Raw genomic sequence first — 13912 nt, forward strand, 5'->3', positions numbered from 1 at the left:
GGGCCGTTGCGCACCATCTGGGAGCGGTTGCCCCGGCCGCTCGATCCGTTCGCCTCCTTCAAGGTCAAGACGGGCCTTCTGGTCGGTGGGGCGATCACCCTGGCGGCGTTCACCTTCTACATCGGCGCCAGCTGGCAGTTCCGGTATGCACTGCTGGCTGCACTGGCCACGTCGCTGGCGTTCACTCAGATCGTCGCGCACGGGATGACCTCACCGCTGCGTCAGATGACCGCCGCGGCGCGGGCGATGGCGCGCGGGGACTACAGCATCCGGGTGCGCGCGACCTCCCGAGACGAGATAGGCCAACTCGCAACGGCGTTCAACCAGATGGTGGCCGACCTCGGTGCCGCCGAAGACTACCGGCGCGGTCTGATCGGCAACGTCTCCCATGAGCTGCGCACCCCGATCGCGGCGCTGCACGCAGTCCTCGAGAACGTCGTCGACGGGGTGACCGCACCCGACACCGAGACGATGCGGATGGCGTTGTCGCAGACCGAGCGGCTCGGCGAACTGGTGACCGATCTGCTCGACCTGTCTCGGCTCGAGGGTGGAGCGATCACCCTGCAGCGCAGGCGGTTCGAGGTAGACGCCTTTCTGCGCGATGCGATCGGCCACGTCGCGGTCTCCGGGGACGACGTGGACGTGACGATCACGGTGACCCCGCCCGATCTCTTCGCCCTTGCCGACCCGGCCAGACTGCGTCAGGTGGTGGTCAACCTGGTGGACAACGCCGTTCGGCACAGTCCGCCCGGTGGGCGCGTGCGGGTGCAGGCGTCCGCTGTCGGCCGCTCAGGCCTGCGGTTGGACGTCTGCGACGAAGGACCCGGCATCCCGCCAGCCGAACGCGAGCGGGTGTTCCAGCGCTTCACCCGCGGCGCGACCTCCGACGGGGGGACCGGGCTCGGACTCGCCATCGCCCGGTGGGCGGTCGATCTGCACGGTGGCCGCATCGCCGTCGCGGACGCCGGTCCGGGCTGCCGAATAAGTGTCACCATCCCCGAGTCGGAAGAGGCCGGCACATGACGACGCTGAACCCGGGGGCGCGTGTGCTGGCGCCCGCACCGCTGTATGGCCCGTTCCTGCCACGCCGCGGAGAACCCGGCTGGAGTGCGTGGCCGCGGCGAAGCTGGCCGGTGGATCCGTCGGCCGCCGCGCCGGGCCGATTTCTCGGCGCCGCGGTGGTCGCCGCCCTGGCGGGGACCGCCGTCTGGCGGCCTTCGGTGCTCAGCGTCGGCTATCTCGCAGCCGGCGCGATCGTCTTCGGCGTGGTCTACGGGACGAGCGGGCGCAGACCGACCCGCACGGCGGCGGTGGGCGTCGCTCTGACGCTCGCCCTGCTCGCGGTGCCCGGTGTGTTCGCCGCGGTGTGGCTCGGGGTGCTGTGCATCATGGCCGCCTGGGTGACGGGGTGGTGCACCTTCGTCGGCGGACGGACCTGGACGGCGATCTCCACTGCGCCGCTGCTGCCGTGGGTGCTTCCGGCCCGGGTCGCGGGGTGGGTGCGTCGCGGGGTTCGTAGCCCGCGCCGACGCAACGGCGCGCCCGATGTCGGCCGGATCGCGCTGGTCGCGGCCCTCAGTGCGGCGGTGCTCATCGTGTTCGGCGCGTTGTTCGCCGGCGCCGACGCGGCGTTCGCGCACGTGCTGGGATCGTTCGCTCCCACCCTGCAGGTCGACGAGGCGATCGCCCGCACCGGCGTCTTCGGCATCGTGGCGGCGTTCATCCTGGCCGGCGGTTATCTCGTGCGGTTCCCGCCGACCCTCGACGCGCTCGCCCCCGCCCCCGCGACACCGGTACGCCGATGGGAATGGGCGGTACCGCTTGGTGTGCTCGACGCCCTGTTTCTCGCCTTCGTGGCGGTGCAGGCCACGGTGCTCTTCGGCGGACACACCCACGTGCTGGAGACCCAGGGTCTGACCTACGCCGAATATGCGCGGCAGGGTTTCTGGCAGCTGCTCGGCGTCTCCGCGCTGACCCTGCTGGTGCTCGCGGTCGTGGTTCGGGTGGCCGCCCGCACCACCGGATCCGACCGCCGGACCCTGCGCGTCCTGGTCGGAATCCTCTGTGCCGCCTCGATCGTCGTCGTGGTGTCGGCGATCCACCGGATGTGGCTCTACCAGGAGGCCTACGGCTTCAGCGTGCTGCGGTTGCTCGTCATCACCGTCGAGATCTGGTTGGGCTCGGTCTTCCTGCTCGTCGCGGTGGCCGGTATCCGGATGGACGGGCGCTGGTTGCCGCGGGCGGTCCTGGTGGCCGGCGTGCTGGCCCTGCTCGGTCTGGCCGCGCTGAACCCCGAGCGGCTGATCGCCGAACGCAACATCGACCGGTTCGAGCAGACCGGCGATCTGGACGCCGGCTACCTCTCCTCACTGTCGTCGGACATCGATCCCGCCCTCTCGCGACTGCCGGACGAAGTGCGCCGCTGTGTGATGCGCGAAGATCCCACCCCGCGCGCCTGGTATCTGTTCAACCTGTCGCGGGCGCGCTCCGACCGTCCGGTGGACGCCGATTTCCCGGAGGGTTGCGACGACTACTACTGGGAGTGGGACTGAGTCACCGGCGCACGCGTGACCTAGCAAGCGCTTGGTTGATACCCTGGGGTCATGGGTCAGGACACCCGCAACCAGCCGGCGAGTCGCCGCGACGAGCTCCTCGAGCTCGCCGCGTCGATGTTCGCCGAGCGCGGCCTGCGGGCGACGACCGTACGCGACATCGCGGATTCGGCGGGCATCCTCTCCGGCAGTCTTTACCATCACTTCGCCTCCAAGGAGGAGATGGTCGACGAAGTCATGCGGGGCTTCCTGGACTGGCTGTTCGACCGGTACCAGCGGATCGTCGCGACCGAGCCCAACCCGCTCGAGCGGCTCAAGGGCCTGTTCATGGCCTCTTTCGAAGCCATCGAACACCGGCATGCGCAGGTCGTCATCTACCAGGACGAGGCCAAACGGCTGTCCTCGCAGCCCCGCTTCGGTTACCTCGAGCAACGCAATCGGGAACAGCGCAAGATGTGGGTCGACGTGCTGAACCAGGGTATCGCCGAGGGGTACTTCCGGCCCGATGTCGACGTGGACCTGGTCTACCGATTCATCCGCGACACCACATGGGTTTCGGTGCGCTGGTATCAACCCGGCGGACCGCTGACCGCCGAACAGGTTGGGCAGCAATATCTTTCCATCGTTCTCGGCGGAATCACCGTCGGCGATGAGCGCTCCCGCCAAGAGCGTTCGACACCAGCACCAGGAGGAGACATCAATGGCTGAGGCGTACGTCATCGACGCTGTACGTACCCCCGTCGGGAAACGCAACGGAGCTCTGGCCGCCGTGCACCCGATCGATCTCGGAGTGCACGCCTTCCGCGGCATCTTCGACCGCAACGACGTCGACCCCGGTGCGGTGGATGACGTCATCGTCGGTTGTGTGGATGCACTGGGCGGGCAGGCCGGCAACATCGGCCGCAACGCCTGGCTGGCCGCGGGATACCCCGAAGAAGTGCCCGGCGTGACCGTCGACCGTCAATGCGGGTCGAGTCAGCAGGCCATCTCCTTCGGTGCGCAGGCGATCCTGTCCGGTACGGCCGACCTGATCCTGGCCGGCGGCATGCAGAACATGAGTCAGATCCCGATCGCCTCGGCGATGGTGGTGGGCAAGGAATTCGGGTTCACCTCGCCTACCGGTGAGTCGGAGAACTGGCGGCACCGCTACGGCGACCAGGAGATCTCGCAGTTCCGGGGCGCCGAGATGATCGCCGAGAAGTGGGACATCTCGCGTGAGGAGATGGAGAGGTTCGCCTACGCCAGCCATCAGCGCGCGTTCGCCGCCATCCGCGGTGGCCACTTCGACAACGAGATCCTTCCGGTCGGTGAGTTCGGTGTCGACGAGGGCCCCCGTGAGTCGACGCTGGAGAAGCTCGCCTCACTCAAGCCACTGGCCGAGGGTGGCCGACTGACCGCGGCGGTGGCCAGCCAGATCTCGGACGGTTCGAGTGCAGTGCTGCTGGCCTCGGAGCAGGCGGTCAAGCAGCACGGTCTCAAGCCGCGCGCGCGCATCCACCACATCAGCGCCCGGGGCGCCGATCCGGTGTTCATGCTGACCGGCCCGATCCCCGCAACGCAGTACGCGCTGGACAAGACCGGCCTGTCGATCGACGACATCGACGTGGTCGAGATCAACGAGGCGTTCGCGCCGGTGGTGATCGCCTGGCTCAAGGAGACCAAGGCCGATCCGGAGAAGGTGAACCCGAACGGCGGCGCGATCGCGCTCGGTCATCCGCTGGGCGCAACGGGTGCCAAGCTGTTCGCGACGATGCTCAACGAGCTCGAGCGCACCGGCGGGCGCTACGGGCTGCAGACCATGTGCGAGGGCGGCGGCACCGCCAACGTCACCATCATCGAGCGGCTCTAACGGCAGGGCGGCGTCCTCAGCGCGTCAGCGCCAGACCGCCGAGTGCAAGCATCCAGCTGGCGAAGCTGCCCACCAGGAAGTACTCGCTGACCTCGTCTATGCCGACGCCGCCGGTGTTCTCAGCGTCCGGTGTGGATCTCGACGCGCTGATCTCCGGGAACCGGATGATGCTCTTGGCGGCGATCACCGCGGTGGCCACCGTGATCTGACCGGCCAGCCCCAGGCCCAGGATCAGCAGTCGCTCCATCGGTCCGAGCAGCCTGCCGCCCTTGAGCCGGTCTGACGGCTGTGGCTCGCTGGCCGGCTTCACCGCGCCCACCGAAGCCAGCACCAGGCGCACCAGGGTGTTGCCGGTGGCCAACTGGACGAGCATGACGCCGAGGATCATCAGGATCCGGTCCGGGTCGACGTGCTCGACGCCGGGCAGCGCCACCCATCCGGCCCAGCCGGCGATCGCGCCGCCGACATCGGATGCCCACCCGGACAGCGCCGCCAACACGGCGACCGCCATGGCGAGGACGGCGAGCGGGGCGGTCCTGGCGCGGTTGGTGCGCTCGGCCCGCTCGCCGAGGACCAACCACCCGACGGTGGCCGCGACCGCGACCGTCACGAGCGCGAGATCACCTGGCCGCCACAGACCGGCGAGCGCTGCGCCGGCCACCACGACCCCGACGGAGACCAGCGCGGCGGGCCACGTCCGCCGGCCCGGTCGACGGAGACAGTCGCCGACGCCCACGGCGACCAACAACAGCGCAAGCGCGCTCATCGAAGGCCGCGCAGCAGCGCCGAGACGGCCACGATCAGGTCGAGGCCGTCGCGGCCCGCGCGTTGGGACACCGCCGAGGCGCTGACGTGTTCGGCCTCGGCGATGTCCTTCTTGGTCCGGTGACTCAACAGCCCGGTGAGGATGCGCAGCGATCGTTCATCCAGCGATCCAATCAGCTGGTCCCGACACATCAGGGCGGCGTTGACGGCGTCCGGGTCCGGACCGTCGACGCCGAGACGCCGATAGGCCGTGCGGATGGTTGTGAGGCCGGGACGGCGTTGGGTCGTGGCGGTCCATTCGATGGCCTCGCGTGCTGCCCACCAGCCGGGGCCGTCCTGGATCCCGGCGTCGGAATCGATCACCGCCACCTCACCCCAGCCCAGACCGAAGCGGATGTCGATCGCCGGTGCGACACGCATCCGGAGGGTGAATGCGGCGTCGATGGCGGCGCCGACGCTGGTGTAGCTGCCCTGGAACTCGTCGCCGACGGTGAACGCGGGCGGATCGACGGCGTCGGCCGTCACGGCCGCCAACGCGGTCTGCAGGGTGTGGTGCTGAGCGGCGCGGTCGGCGGCCCGCCGGGAGCCCACGACATCGCCGATCAACGTCGCTCGATGTGATGAAGTACTGCTCTTCACTGCCGCCATATGAAGATCATAGCTTCATATTGGCGAAATGAAGGTCAGGAATTAATCAGTCCGAATGTGTGCGGAGGCCGCCTGCAGGTGCGCCACTGCCTCGGCGACGATCGCCGGAACCAGTTCGGCGCAGGACGGCAGATCGTCGAGGATCCCGGCCACCTGTCCGGAGGCCAGCACACCGGCATCGGTGTTGCCCTCGACCAGTCCCGCCTTGAGCAGCATCGGCGTGTTGGCCGCCATGACGACCTGCGACCACGTCAGGTCCTTGCCGTGCCGCATGGCCAGCCCGTCGGTGATCATCGACTTCCACGTCATGCCCGACATCTTCTTGAACTTCTGCGCGTTGAGCACCGCGGCGGACAGGCCGCGCACCGGCGATCCGCTCTCCAGCTTCTCGACCAGCCCGGTGCGCAGCACCCGGTGCGGCATACCGTCGACCTTGGTGGAGACGACCGTGCCGTCCAGCGCGGCCTGCAGATAGCGCTGTTTGACCGAGTCCGGCACGGTCGAGTCGCTGGTCAGCAGAAATCGGGTGCCCATGGCGACACCGGCGGCCCCGTAGGACAGCGCCGCCGCCAGGCCCCGGCCGTCGAAGAAGCCGCCCGCGGCGATCACCGGCATACCGGTGTCGGCGACCGCGTCGAGCACCGAGGGCAGCAGCAGGGTGGTCGCGATCGGGCCGGTGTGCCCGCCGCCTTCACCGCCTTGCACGATGACAGCGTCGGCGCCCCACCCGGCCACCTTCTTCGCATGCTTGGCCAGTCCGACCGACGGGATCACCACGACGCCCGCCGCTTTGAGTTTGGCGATCAGGTCGGGTTTGGGAGCCAGGGCGAAGGAGGCGACTCTGACTCCTTCGCGGATCAGGAGGTCGACGCGTTCGTTCGCGTCGCCGGCGTCGGCCCGGATGTTGATGCCGAACGGTTTGTCGGTGGCCGCCTTCACTTTGGCCACGGCGGTCTCGAGCTCGGCGAGCGTCATGGTGGCCGAGGCGAGGATGCCCAGGCCGCCCGCATTCGACGTCGCGGCGACCAGCCGGGCGCCGGCGACCCACCCCATACCGGTCTGCACCACGGGATGCTCAATGCCGACCAGGTCGGTCAGCGGTGTGTGTAGTCGTGCGGTCACGCTCGCACTTCCTTGTCCCGCAACGACTTCGGATCGATGACCTCGCGGAGTAGCCGCTGCTCGTCCTCGTTGGGCAAGCGGGTCGTCTCCGCCTCGGCCAGGCCGTGGACCTCGAACGAGGTGTTCTCCGCGACCTGGTCGGCGTCGATGCCGGGGTGCAGCGAGACCGCCCGCATCTGGTGGTCGGGACCGTTGAAGTCGAATACCCCGAGGTTGGTCACCACCCGGAACACGTTGACGAACCGGTAGGCCGGGTTCTCGGGATCCACCTTGTCCCAGCCGATGCCCGACACGATGTCCACTGATTCGCCGAACACCCGTTTGGAATGGTTGCCCACCCAGTAGCTGGTGGCGTGGTTGATGGTGTTGCCCGGCGCGCCGCGCACTCCGAACATCTGACGCGTGGGGTGCTGCAGCGGACCGAACGCCGACAGGTTCTGGTTGCCGTACCGGTCGATCTGATTGGCCCCCATCACGACGTGGCGGCGGCCCCAGGCCAGGGTCTCGAACACCCGGCCGAACGGCATCCAGCCCTCGATGGCGGCGGACGCGCCGATCGCCGGGGTATCGGCGATCAACCGTGCCTCGCCGTCGGACAGCACGATGTCGGGGGAGAAGGTCAGGCGGGCCAGCCGGGCGCCGATGGAAACGATCGTGGTCATCGGGCTGACCATGATCTCGCCGGCATCGCGGAACAGGTCGGCACAGGCGACGGCGCACACCTCGGCTCGAGTCACGGACATCACTTCGAGGCCTCCTGAGCTGACGTGAATTCCCGGACGGCGGCCTGGTAATCCGCCTCGCTACCGGACAGGTACGTGTTGGTGAACTCGGCCCAACCCTCGTCGGAGCCGGCCGCTTCGGCGTAGTGCCGCTGGAACTTCTCGTCTCTGCGGTAGTCCGGTTCGGCTGTGGTGAAGTGCGCGCCTCCGGGCGCTTCGACGACGGTGTCGACCATCATCCGGTTGATCAGCAGCGCCTGAGGTGGAACCGATTTGACCAGTTCCTCGGTGGAGACGACCTTCTCGACGGACAACATCCGACGCTGTGCCGCCATCAGGAACAGATCGTCGAAATACGGGTCGATTCCGGTGTAGGCCGCGTTGCCGCCGGCATCGCCGACGTTCATGTGTACGAGGGCGGCGTCGAGGTTCAGCGCAGGCATGGCGACCAGCTCCTCGTAGCCGCCGTCGGTGGGGTAGGGCGACGTGACGGTCTTGAGCTCGTCACCCCAGAACGCCCGCACATCGCTGCCCAGGCCGGCGCGGATGGGCAGGAACGGTAGCCGTTGGGCCGCGGCCTGCAGTCCGCAGCGCAGCATCCCCTCGTCCATCTCGCGGGCCTCGATGGCTCCGCTGGTGCGCGCCTTGGCGAACCAGGGATCGTAGAACGGTGGGGAGTCCAGCGATACGAAACCGTAGTAGACGCGTCTGACCTTGCCGGCCGAGCACAGCAGACCGAGATCCGGGCCGCCGTAGGTGACGACGGTCAGGTCCGTGACATCGGTGCGCAGCAGGGCGCGTACGAAGGCCATCGGCTTACGCCGCGAGCCCCATCCGCCGATGCCGATGGTCATACCGCTCTCGATCGACGAGACGGCCTCGTCCAGCGTTGTCCTCTTGTCTGCCATGGCTATTTAGACCCCTTCTCCGTGCCCGCGAAGGCATCCCGGTGTTCGTCGGACACACCGGCCAGGTTGAGCTCGAACGTGAAGCCCTGCTCCATCCGGTATCTCGCGTTGACCGGCTGGACGTCGATGAGGTTCAGCGCCTCCTTGGCGGCGCGGATCACCCGGGTGTCCTTGGCGGCGATGTCACGGGCCACGCGCAGGGCGGCTTCGTCGAGGTCCGCGCGGGGCACCACCTCGTGGACCGAACCGAAGTGGTGCAGCGTTTCGGCGTTCACCGTGGCGGCGGTGAAGAACAACCTGCGCATCAGGTGCTGGGGGACCAGCCGCGACAGGTGGGTGGCGGCACCGAGTGCACCGCGTTCCACCTCGGGCAGGCCGAATTTGGCGTCGTCGGAGGCGACGATCACGTCGGCATTGCCCACCAGGCCGATGCCGCCGCCGACGCAGAATCCGTTCACCGCGGCGACCACCGGCACCTCGCACTCGTAGACCGCGCGGAAGGCGTGGAAGCACCCGCGATTCGCGTCGATCAGCGCGGTGAAGCCCTCGGTGTTCTGCATCTCCTTGATGTCCACACCGGCGTTGAAACCGCGTCCCTCGGCCCGCAGTATCACCACGTGGGTGCTGCGGTCGCGGCCCGCGGCGGTGATGGCGTCGCCCAATTCGAACCACCCACGCGAGGGGATGGCGTTGACGGGGGGATAGTCGACGGTGACCGAGACGATGCCCGGTTCGACGGTCTTCGTGGTGATCGGCATGCAAACTCCTGGGTCGCTACCTAAGCAAGCACTTGCTTGGTACGCTAGCACAGTGACCGACGCGATCAACCTCGCTTTGACCGGCCGGATCGTCCTGGTGACCGGGGGCGTACGCGGCGTCGGAGCGGGCATCAGCGCGGTCTTCGCCGGTCAGGGCGCCACCGTCGTGACCTGCGCCCGGCGACCGGTCGAGGGCCTGCCCTACGACTTCCGGCCCTGCGATGTGCGCGACGACGATTCGGTCCGGGCGCTGATCGACGGGATCGTCGAGCGCTACGGCCGTCTCGACGTCGTCGTCAACAACGCAGGCGGCTCACCCCATGTGCCCGCCGCGGAAGCCTCGGCGAAATTCAGCCGTAAGATCATCGAGCTGAATTTGCTGGGGCCACTGTCGGTTTCGCAGCACGCGAATACCGTCATGCAGGCCCAGGACGCCGGCGGTTCGATCGTCAACATCTCCAGTGTGAGCGGCCGGCGACCCACCCCGGGCACCGCCGCGTACGGTGCGGCCAAGGCCGGGGTGGACAATCTGACGGCCACGCTGGCCGTCGAATGGGCACCGCGGGTGCGGGTGAACTCGGTGGTGGTCGGCATGGTCGAAACCGAACAGTCCGAATTGTTCTACGGCGACGCCGAATCGGTGGCCGCCGTCGCCGCCACCGTGCCGCTGCGGCGGCTGGCCACGCCCGCCGACATCGGTTGGGCGGCGGCCTTTCTGGCCTCCGACGCCGCGTCCTACATCAGCGGCGCCACCCTCGAGGTGCATGGCGGGGGAGAACCGCCGTCCTACCTCGAGGCATCCACAGCGAACAAGTGACCGACAGGAGACACACCATGGCATTGCTCGACGGCCGCGTCGTCATCGTGACCGGCGCAGGAGGCGGGATCGGGCGGGCGCACGCGCTGGCCTTCGCCGCCGAAGGTGCGCGCGTCGTGGTCAACGACATCGGCGTCGGCCTCGACGGTTCGCCGGCGGGCGGCGGCAGCGCCGCCCAGGCAGTCGTCGACGAGATCGTCTCTGCCGGCGGAGAAGCCGTTGCCAGTGGTGCCGACGTATCGGACTGGGAGGCCGCCGAAGGGCTCATCGGCACCGCCGTCTTGACGTTCGGACGCCTCGACGTCCTGGTCAACAACGCCGGCATCGTCCGGGACCGGATGATCGCGACCACCAGTGAGGCCGAGTTCGACGCCGTGATCGCGGTCCACCTCAAAGGGCACTTCGCCACCATGCGCCACGCCGCCGCGTACTGGCGGGCACAGTCGAAGGCCGGTGAGACCGTCGAGGCCCGGATCATCAACACCAGTTCGGGCGCCGGCCTGCAGGGCAGCATCGGACAGGGCAACTACAGCGCCGCCAAGGCGGGCATCGCGGCGCTGACGCTGGTCGGCGCGGCGGAGATGGGCCGCTACGGCGTCACGGTCAACGCGATCGCGCCCTCGGCCCGCACCCGGATGACCGAGACGGTGTTCGCCGAGATGATGGCCACCCAGGACCAGGACTTCGACGCCATGGCGCCCGAGAACATCTCGCCGCTGGTGGTATGGCTGGGCAGCGCCGAATCGCGTGATGTGACCGGTCAGGTGTTCGAGCTCGAGGGCGGCAAGATCCGCGTCGCGGAGGGCTGGGCGCACGGCCCACAGGTGGACAAGGGTGCGGCCTGGGATCCCGCCGAGCTGGGCCCGGTCGTCGAGGACCTGCTGGCCAAGGCTCGCACGCCGGTTCCGGTCTACGGTTCCTGACGGTGGCCGCTACTTCTTGAGTCTGCGGCTGCCGCCATGCCAATCTTCTTCGGTGCCAGTCGAATTCGGGTCAACGCCGAATGCGGCCAGTTGCGGCCGCTCGCGCAGGCTGCGCTTGAGTTCGGCGAAGCCGGGGAACGTGGCCAGGCCGACGACGTGATCCCACAGCCGGGCGGCGTCCTCGTCGTCCGGTAGACGGCTGATCACCGGGCCGAAGAACGCGGTGCCGCCGGGCGGCTGGAAGTGCAGGATCGGAGTGCCCACGTCTCGGCCGGTGAGACTGAGCGCCTCCTCGGTCTCCGCGCGGATCACGTCGTCGTAGGAGGAGTCCTCCAACGCGTCACCGAGTTCGTCGGGCATCGCCAGTGAGCGCAGTACCGGTTCGACGAAGGCGCGCGTGCCCTGATCGGCGCCTGCCAATTCCGTTTCGCGCGGAGTGTCGAACAGGAAGGTCCCCAGCGCCAGGTAGAGCGCACCGACCGCAGTCCGGCCACGTTCGGCGCGCACCTGGGCCGCCATCCGCAGCAGCCGGAGGCCGGCGGTGTGGCCGTCCTCGTAACCCGGCGGAAAGTGCGCGGCGTAGTCGACATTTGCGTTGACCATCCGCAGCGAGATGAAGCGCCAGTCGACGAGATAGTCGCGCTGTGCGGCCACCGTGCGCACCCACTTGCTCGTCATCCACGCGAACGGACATACCGGGTCGAAGTAGAAGTGCAGATCTGCCGGTCGCTGTTCGGGGACGGTCACGGTTCGCACACCACGATCGGGATCTCCCGGTCTGTCCACGACCGGTAGTCGGCGAAGGACGGATACATCGCCGTGAGCTTCGGCCAGTACTCGGCACGTTCGTCGTCGTCGGCGACCCGCGCCGTCAGCGCCAGGTTCTCGTCCTTGATCTGAACACCCACCTGGGGATTGTCGCGCAGGTTCAGATACCACATCGGATGTTTGTCGCTGCCGCCGCGCGACGCGACGAAGATGACCCGGTTGCCCTCGCGCAGATAGATCAGCGGGCTGACCCTGGGTTCCCCGGTTCTGCGTCCGATCGTCGTCAGCAGCGCGACCGGAGCGTTGCCGAAGCTACCGCCGAGGCGACCGCCAGAGAGCTTGTAGGCCAACGTATTTGCCCGCGACATCCATTTGATGAAGAAGTCGGCTCCCGGGGAGTTGAGTCTGCTGGGCGGTGACTTCGGCATGGTGGTCTCCTATGCTCGGTGAATGGACACTGTCTCCGATGACGCCCGCATCGCTGCGGCCGAAGCCTACGTCGACGCACTGGCCACCCACCGGGCGGACGCGGTCCCGTTCGCGCCGGACTGCGTGCGCGTCGAGGTCGGGATCAAGACGGGGTTCTCCGCAAAACACCTGCGGCGCAGCCTGACCGGCGGGCCGCAGTACCGCATCATCACCGCGACCACGGACCGGACGTTCCGCGTCGTCGGCGACGAGGTGCATGCGACGTTCACCGTCGTCACCAAGGCCACCGTCGCCGGGCGCCGCGTGGTGGCCCACGTCGACGAGACGTTCCTGATCCCGGCCTCCGATGGTCTGATCCACCACATCCGGGCCAAGATCCGGCCGGCGGTCGTGGCTGCCTAGCCGCTAGATCCGCTCGATGATCGTGCCGGTGGACAGGGCCCCGCCGGCGCACATGGTGATCAGGGCGGTGCTCTGGTCGGTGCGCTCCAGCTCGTGCAGCGCGGTGGTGATGAGCCGGCTGCCGGTGCTGCCCACCGGATGGCCCAGCGCGATCGCGCCGCCGTTGACGTTGACCCGGTCCATGTCGGGGTTGTGCACCCGCGCCCAGGACAACACGACCGAGGCGAACGCCTCGTTGATCTCGATGAGGTCGATGTCGCCCATCTTCATCCCGGCCTTCTCGAGCACCTTCGCCGTCGACTGCACGGGCCCGTCGAGGTGGTAGTAGGGCTCGGCGCCGACCAGTGCCTGGCTGACGATGCGCGCCCGCGGCCGCAGACCGTGTGCCTTGGCCACGTCGCTGTCCATCCACAGCACCGCGGCGGCGCCGTCGGAGATCTGCGACGAGGTGCCCGCGGTGTGGATGCCGCCCTCCATCACCGGCTTGAGCGCCGCCAGACCCTCGGCGGTCGTATCGCGCAGGCCCTGATCGCGGGTGACGACGTGCCGGTCGGAGGTGGGTTGTTTGTTCTCGTCGAGCACCGGGGCCTCGATACCGCTGATCTCGCGGTCGAAGCGGTTCTCGGCCCACGCCTGCTTGGCCTTGAGCTGCGACCCCAGGCCGAACGCGTCGATGTCCTCGCGGGTGATGCCCCGCCGGTTGGCGATCCGCTCGGCGGCCTCGAACTGATTGGGCATGTCGATGTCCCACGACTCGGCGCGGATCTTGGCCCGGTCCGGTCCGGCGTTGGCGCCCAGACCGACCCGGCTCATCGCCTCGACACCACAGGCGATCCCGACGTCGATGGCCCCGGCGGCGATCAATCCGGCGATGAGGTGGTTGGCCTGCTGGCCGCTACCGCACTGGCAGTCCACGGTGGTGGCGCCGACGTGGTCCGGCAGGCCGGCCGTCAGCCAGGCGACGCGGGAGATGTTGTTGGACTGCTCGCCGAACTGGGTGACGCAGCCGCCGATGACCTGTTCCACCTCACCGGCGTCGACGCCGGCCTTCTCCACGAGTGCCTTCTGCACCGCGCCGAGCAACTCGGTGGCGTGCAGGCCCGACAACCATCCGTTCCGCTTGCCGATGGGGCTGCGGGTGGCTTCAACGATGACAGGGGTACCCATTCCGCCAGGCTAGAACACGTTTCATTACTCTGACAAGCAACGATCCCGGCACGCCTTTGATCTGCGGCGGAGGCATGTTTTA

At 68.4% G+C, this 13912-nt stretch carries 16 protein-coding genes; 7 read left to right on the forward strand and 9 right to left on the reverse strand.

The features are described 5' to 3' along the window. Nucleotides 1-6: 6 nt before the first annotated feature. From ACN27E_RS21235 to fadA6, 4 genes are read left to right on the forward strand one after another with little or no spacing between them, the layout of a single operon-like run. The gene (locus tag ACN27E_RS21235; RefSeq protein ID WP_422750025.1) at nucleotides 7-1023 is read left to right on the forward strand and encodes an ATP-binding protein; all 1017 of its coding nucleotides are present in this window, start codon (nucleotides 7-9) and stop codon (nucleotides 1021-1023) included. Further along, complete coding sequence (locus ACN27E_RS21240) at nucleotides 1020-2552, forward strand: DUF4153 domain-containing protein (protein WP_422744473.1); 1533 nt, start codon at nucleotides 1020-1022, stop codon at nucleotides 2550-2552. Before ACN27E_RS21235 ends, ACN27E_RS21240 begins: the two co-directional genes overlap by 4 nt. 51 nt (nucleotides 2553-2603) lie before the next feature. Further along, the gene (gene kstR2 / locus ACN27E_RS21245) at nucleotides 2604-3260 is read left to right on the forward strand and encodes a TetR family transcriptional regulator KstR2 (RefSeq protein ID WP_422744475.1); all 657 of its coding nucleotides are present in this window, start codon (nucleotides 2604-2606) and stop codon (nucleotides 3258-3260) included. Further along, nucleotides 3253-4401 (forward strand): steroid 3-ketoacyl-CoA thiolase FadA6, encoded by a 1149-nt coding sequence (gene fadA6 / locus ACN27E_RS21250; RefSeq protein WP_422744476.1) that lies wholly within the window; start codon nucleotides 3253-3255, stop codon nucleotides 4399-4401. The genes kstR2 and fadA6 overlap by 8 nt, the downstream gene beginning before the upstream one ends. Nucleotides 4402-4417: 16 nt before the next feature. Here the strand turns inward: fadA6 and ACN27E_RS21255 are convergent, their stop codons facing one another. Genes ACN27E_RS21255 through echA20 form a run of 6 tightly spaced genes read right to left on the reverse strand, consistent with a single transcriptional unit; the run spans nucleotide 4418 to nucleotide 9324 of the window. Beyond that, nucleotides 4418-5167 (reverse strand): hypothetical protein, encoded by a 750-nt coding sequence (locus tag ACN27E_RS21255; protein ID WP_422744477.1) that lies wholly within the window; start codon nucleotides 5165-5167, stop codon nucleotides 4418-4420. Next, a complete protein-coding gene (locus ACN27E_RS21260; RefSeq protein ID WP_422744479.1) occupies nucleotides 5164-5814 on the reverse strand; it encodes a SatD family protein in 651 nt (216 codons plus the stop codon). Before ACN27E_RS21260 ends, ACN27E_RS21255 begins: the two co-directional genes overlap by 4 nt. Nucleotides 5815-5856: 42 nt before the next feature. Next, entirely contained in the window at nucleotides 5857-6936 is a 1080-nt protein-coding gene (ipdC, locus tag ACN27E_RS21265; protein ID WP_422744481.1) for a (3aS,4S,5R,7aS)-5-hydroxy-7a-methyl-1-oxo-octahydro-1H-indene-4-carboxyl-CoA dehydrogenase, read from the reverse strand. Continuing rightward, nucleotides 6933-7679, reverse strand: coding sequence for a cholesterol ring-cleaving hydrolase subunit IpdB (ipdB, locus tag ACN27E_RS21270; RefSeq protein ID WP_422744483.1), 747 nt, complete (start codon nucleotides 7677-7679; stop codon nucleotides 6933-6935). The genes ipdC and ipdB overlap by 4 nt, the downstream gene beginning before the upstream one ends. Beyond that, entirely contained in the window at nucleotides 7679-8566 is an 888-nt protein-coding gene (gene ipdA / locus ACN27E_RS21275; protein WP_422744485.1) for a cholesterol ring-cleaving hydrolase subunit IpdA, read from the reverse strand. The genes ipdB and ipdA overlap by 1 nt, the downstream gene beginning before the upstream one ends. Nucleotides 8567-8568: 2 nt before the next feature. Next, the gene (echA20, locus tag ACN27E_RS21280) at nucleotides 8569-9324 is read right to left on the reverse strand and encodes a (7aS)-7a-methyl-1,5-dioxo-2,3,5,6,7,7a-hexahydro-1H-indene-carboxyl-CoA hydrolase (protein WP_422744487.1); all 756 of its coding nucleotides are present in this window, start codon (nucleotides 9322-9324) and stop codon (nucleotides 8569-8571) included. On the opposite strand from echA20, the gene ACN27E_RS21285 reads away from it, so the two are divergent. Both ACN27E_RS21285 and ACN27E_RS21290 read left to right on the forward strand, forming a co-directional pair. Further along, nucleotides 9323-10141 (forward strand): SDR family oxidoreductase, encoded by an 819-nt coding sequence (locus ACN27E_RS21285; RefSeq protein ID WP_422744488.1) that lies wholly within the window; start codon nucleotides 9323-9325, stop codon nucleotides 10139-10141. The two genes, echA20 and ACN27E_RS21285, sit on opposite strands and share 2 nt — an antisense overlap. Before the next feature lie 17 nt (nucleotides 10142-10158). Next, the gene (locus ACN27E_RS21290; protein WP_422744489.1) at nucleotides 10159-11064 is read left to right on the forward strand and encodes an SDR family oxidoreductase; all 906 of its coding nucleotides are present in this window, start codon (nucleotides 10159-10161) and stop codon (nucleotides 11062-11064) included. Nucleotides 11065-11073: 9 nt separating this feature from the next. Here ACN27E_RS21290 and ACN27E_RS21295 read toward each other — a convergent pair whose 3' ends face one another. Both ACN27E_RS21295 and ACN27E_RS21300 read right to left on the reverse strand, forming a co-directional pair. Continuing rightward, nucleotides 11074-11811, reverse strand: a complete 738-nt coding sequence (locus tag ACN27E_RS21295) for a hypothetical protein (RefSeq protein ID WP_422744491.1) — start codon at nucleotides 11809-11811, stop codon at nucleotides 11074-11076. Beyond that, on the reverse strand, nucleotides 11808-12260 hold the full coding sequence (locus tag ACN27E_RS21300; protein WP_422744492.1) for a nitroreductase family deazaflavin-dependent oxidoreductase: 453 nt from the start codon (nucleotides 12258-12260) through the stop codon (nucleotides 11808-11810). Before ACN27E_RS21300 ends, ACN27E_RS21295 begins: the two co-directional genes overlap by 4 nt. Nucleotides 12261-12282: 22 nt before the next feature. Between ACN27E_RS21300 and ACN27E_RS21305 the strand changes: the two genes are divergently transcribed. Further along, on the forward strand, nucleotides 12283-12663 hold the full coding sequence (locus tag ACN27E_RS21305; protein WP_422744494.1) for a hypothetical protein: 381 nt from the start codon (nucleotides 12283-12285) through the stop codon (nucleotides 12661-12663). Nucleotides 12664-12666: 3 nt separating this feature from the next. On the opposite strand, the gene ACN27E_RS21310 is transcribed toward ACN27E_RS21305, so the two are convergent. Further along, nucleotides 12667-13830, reverse strand: a complete 1164-nt coding sequence (locus ACN27E_RS21310) for a steroid 3-ketoacyl-CoA thiolase (RefSeq protein WP_422744496.1) — start codon at nucleotides 13828-13830, stop codon at nucleotides 12667-12669. Nucleotides 13831-13912: the final 82 nt, after the last annotated feature.

Source organism: Mycobacterium sp. WMMD1722, assembly GCF_049315205.1.
Classification (GTDB): Bacteria; Actinomycetota; Actinomycetes; order Mycobacteriales; family Mycobacteriaceae; genus Mycobacterium.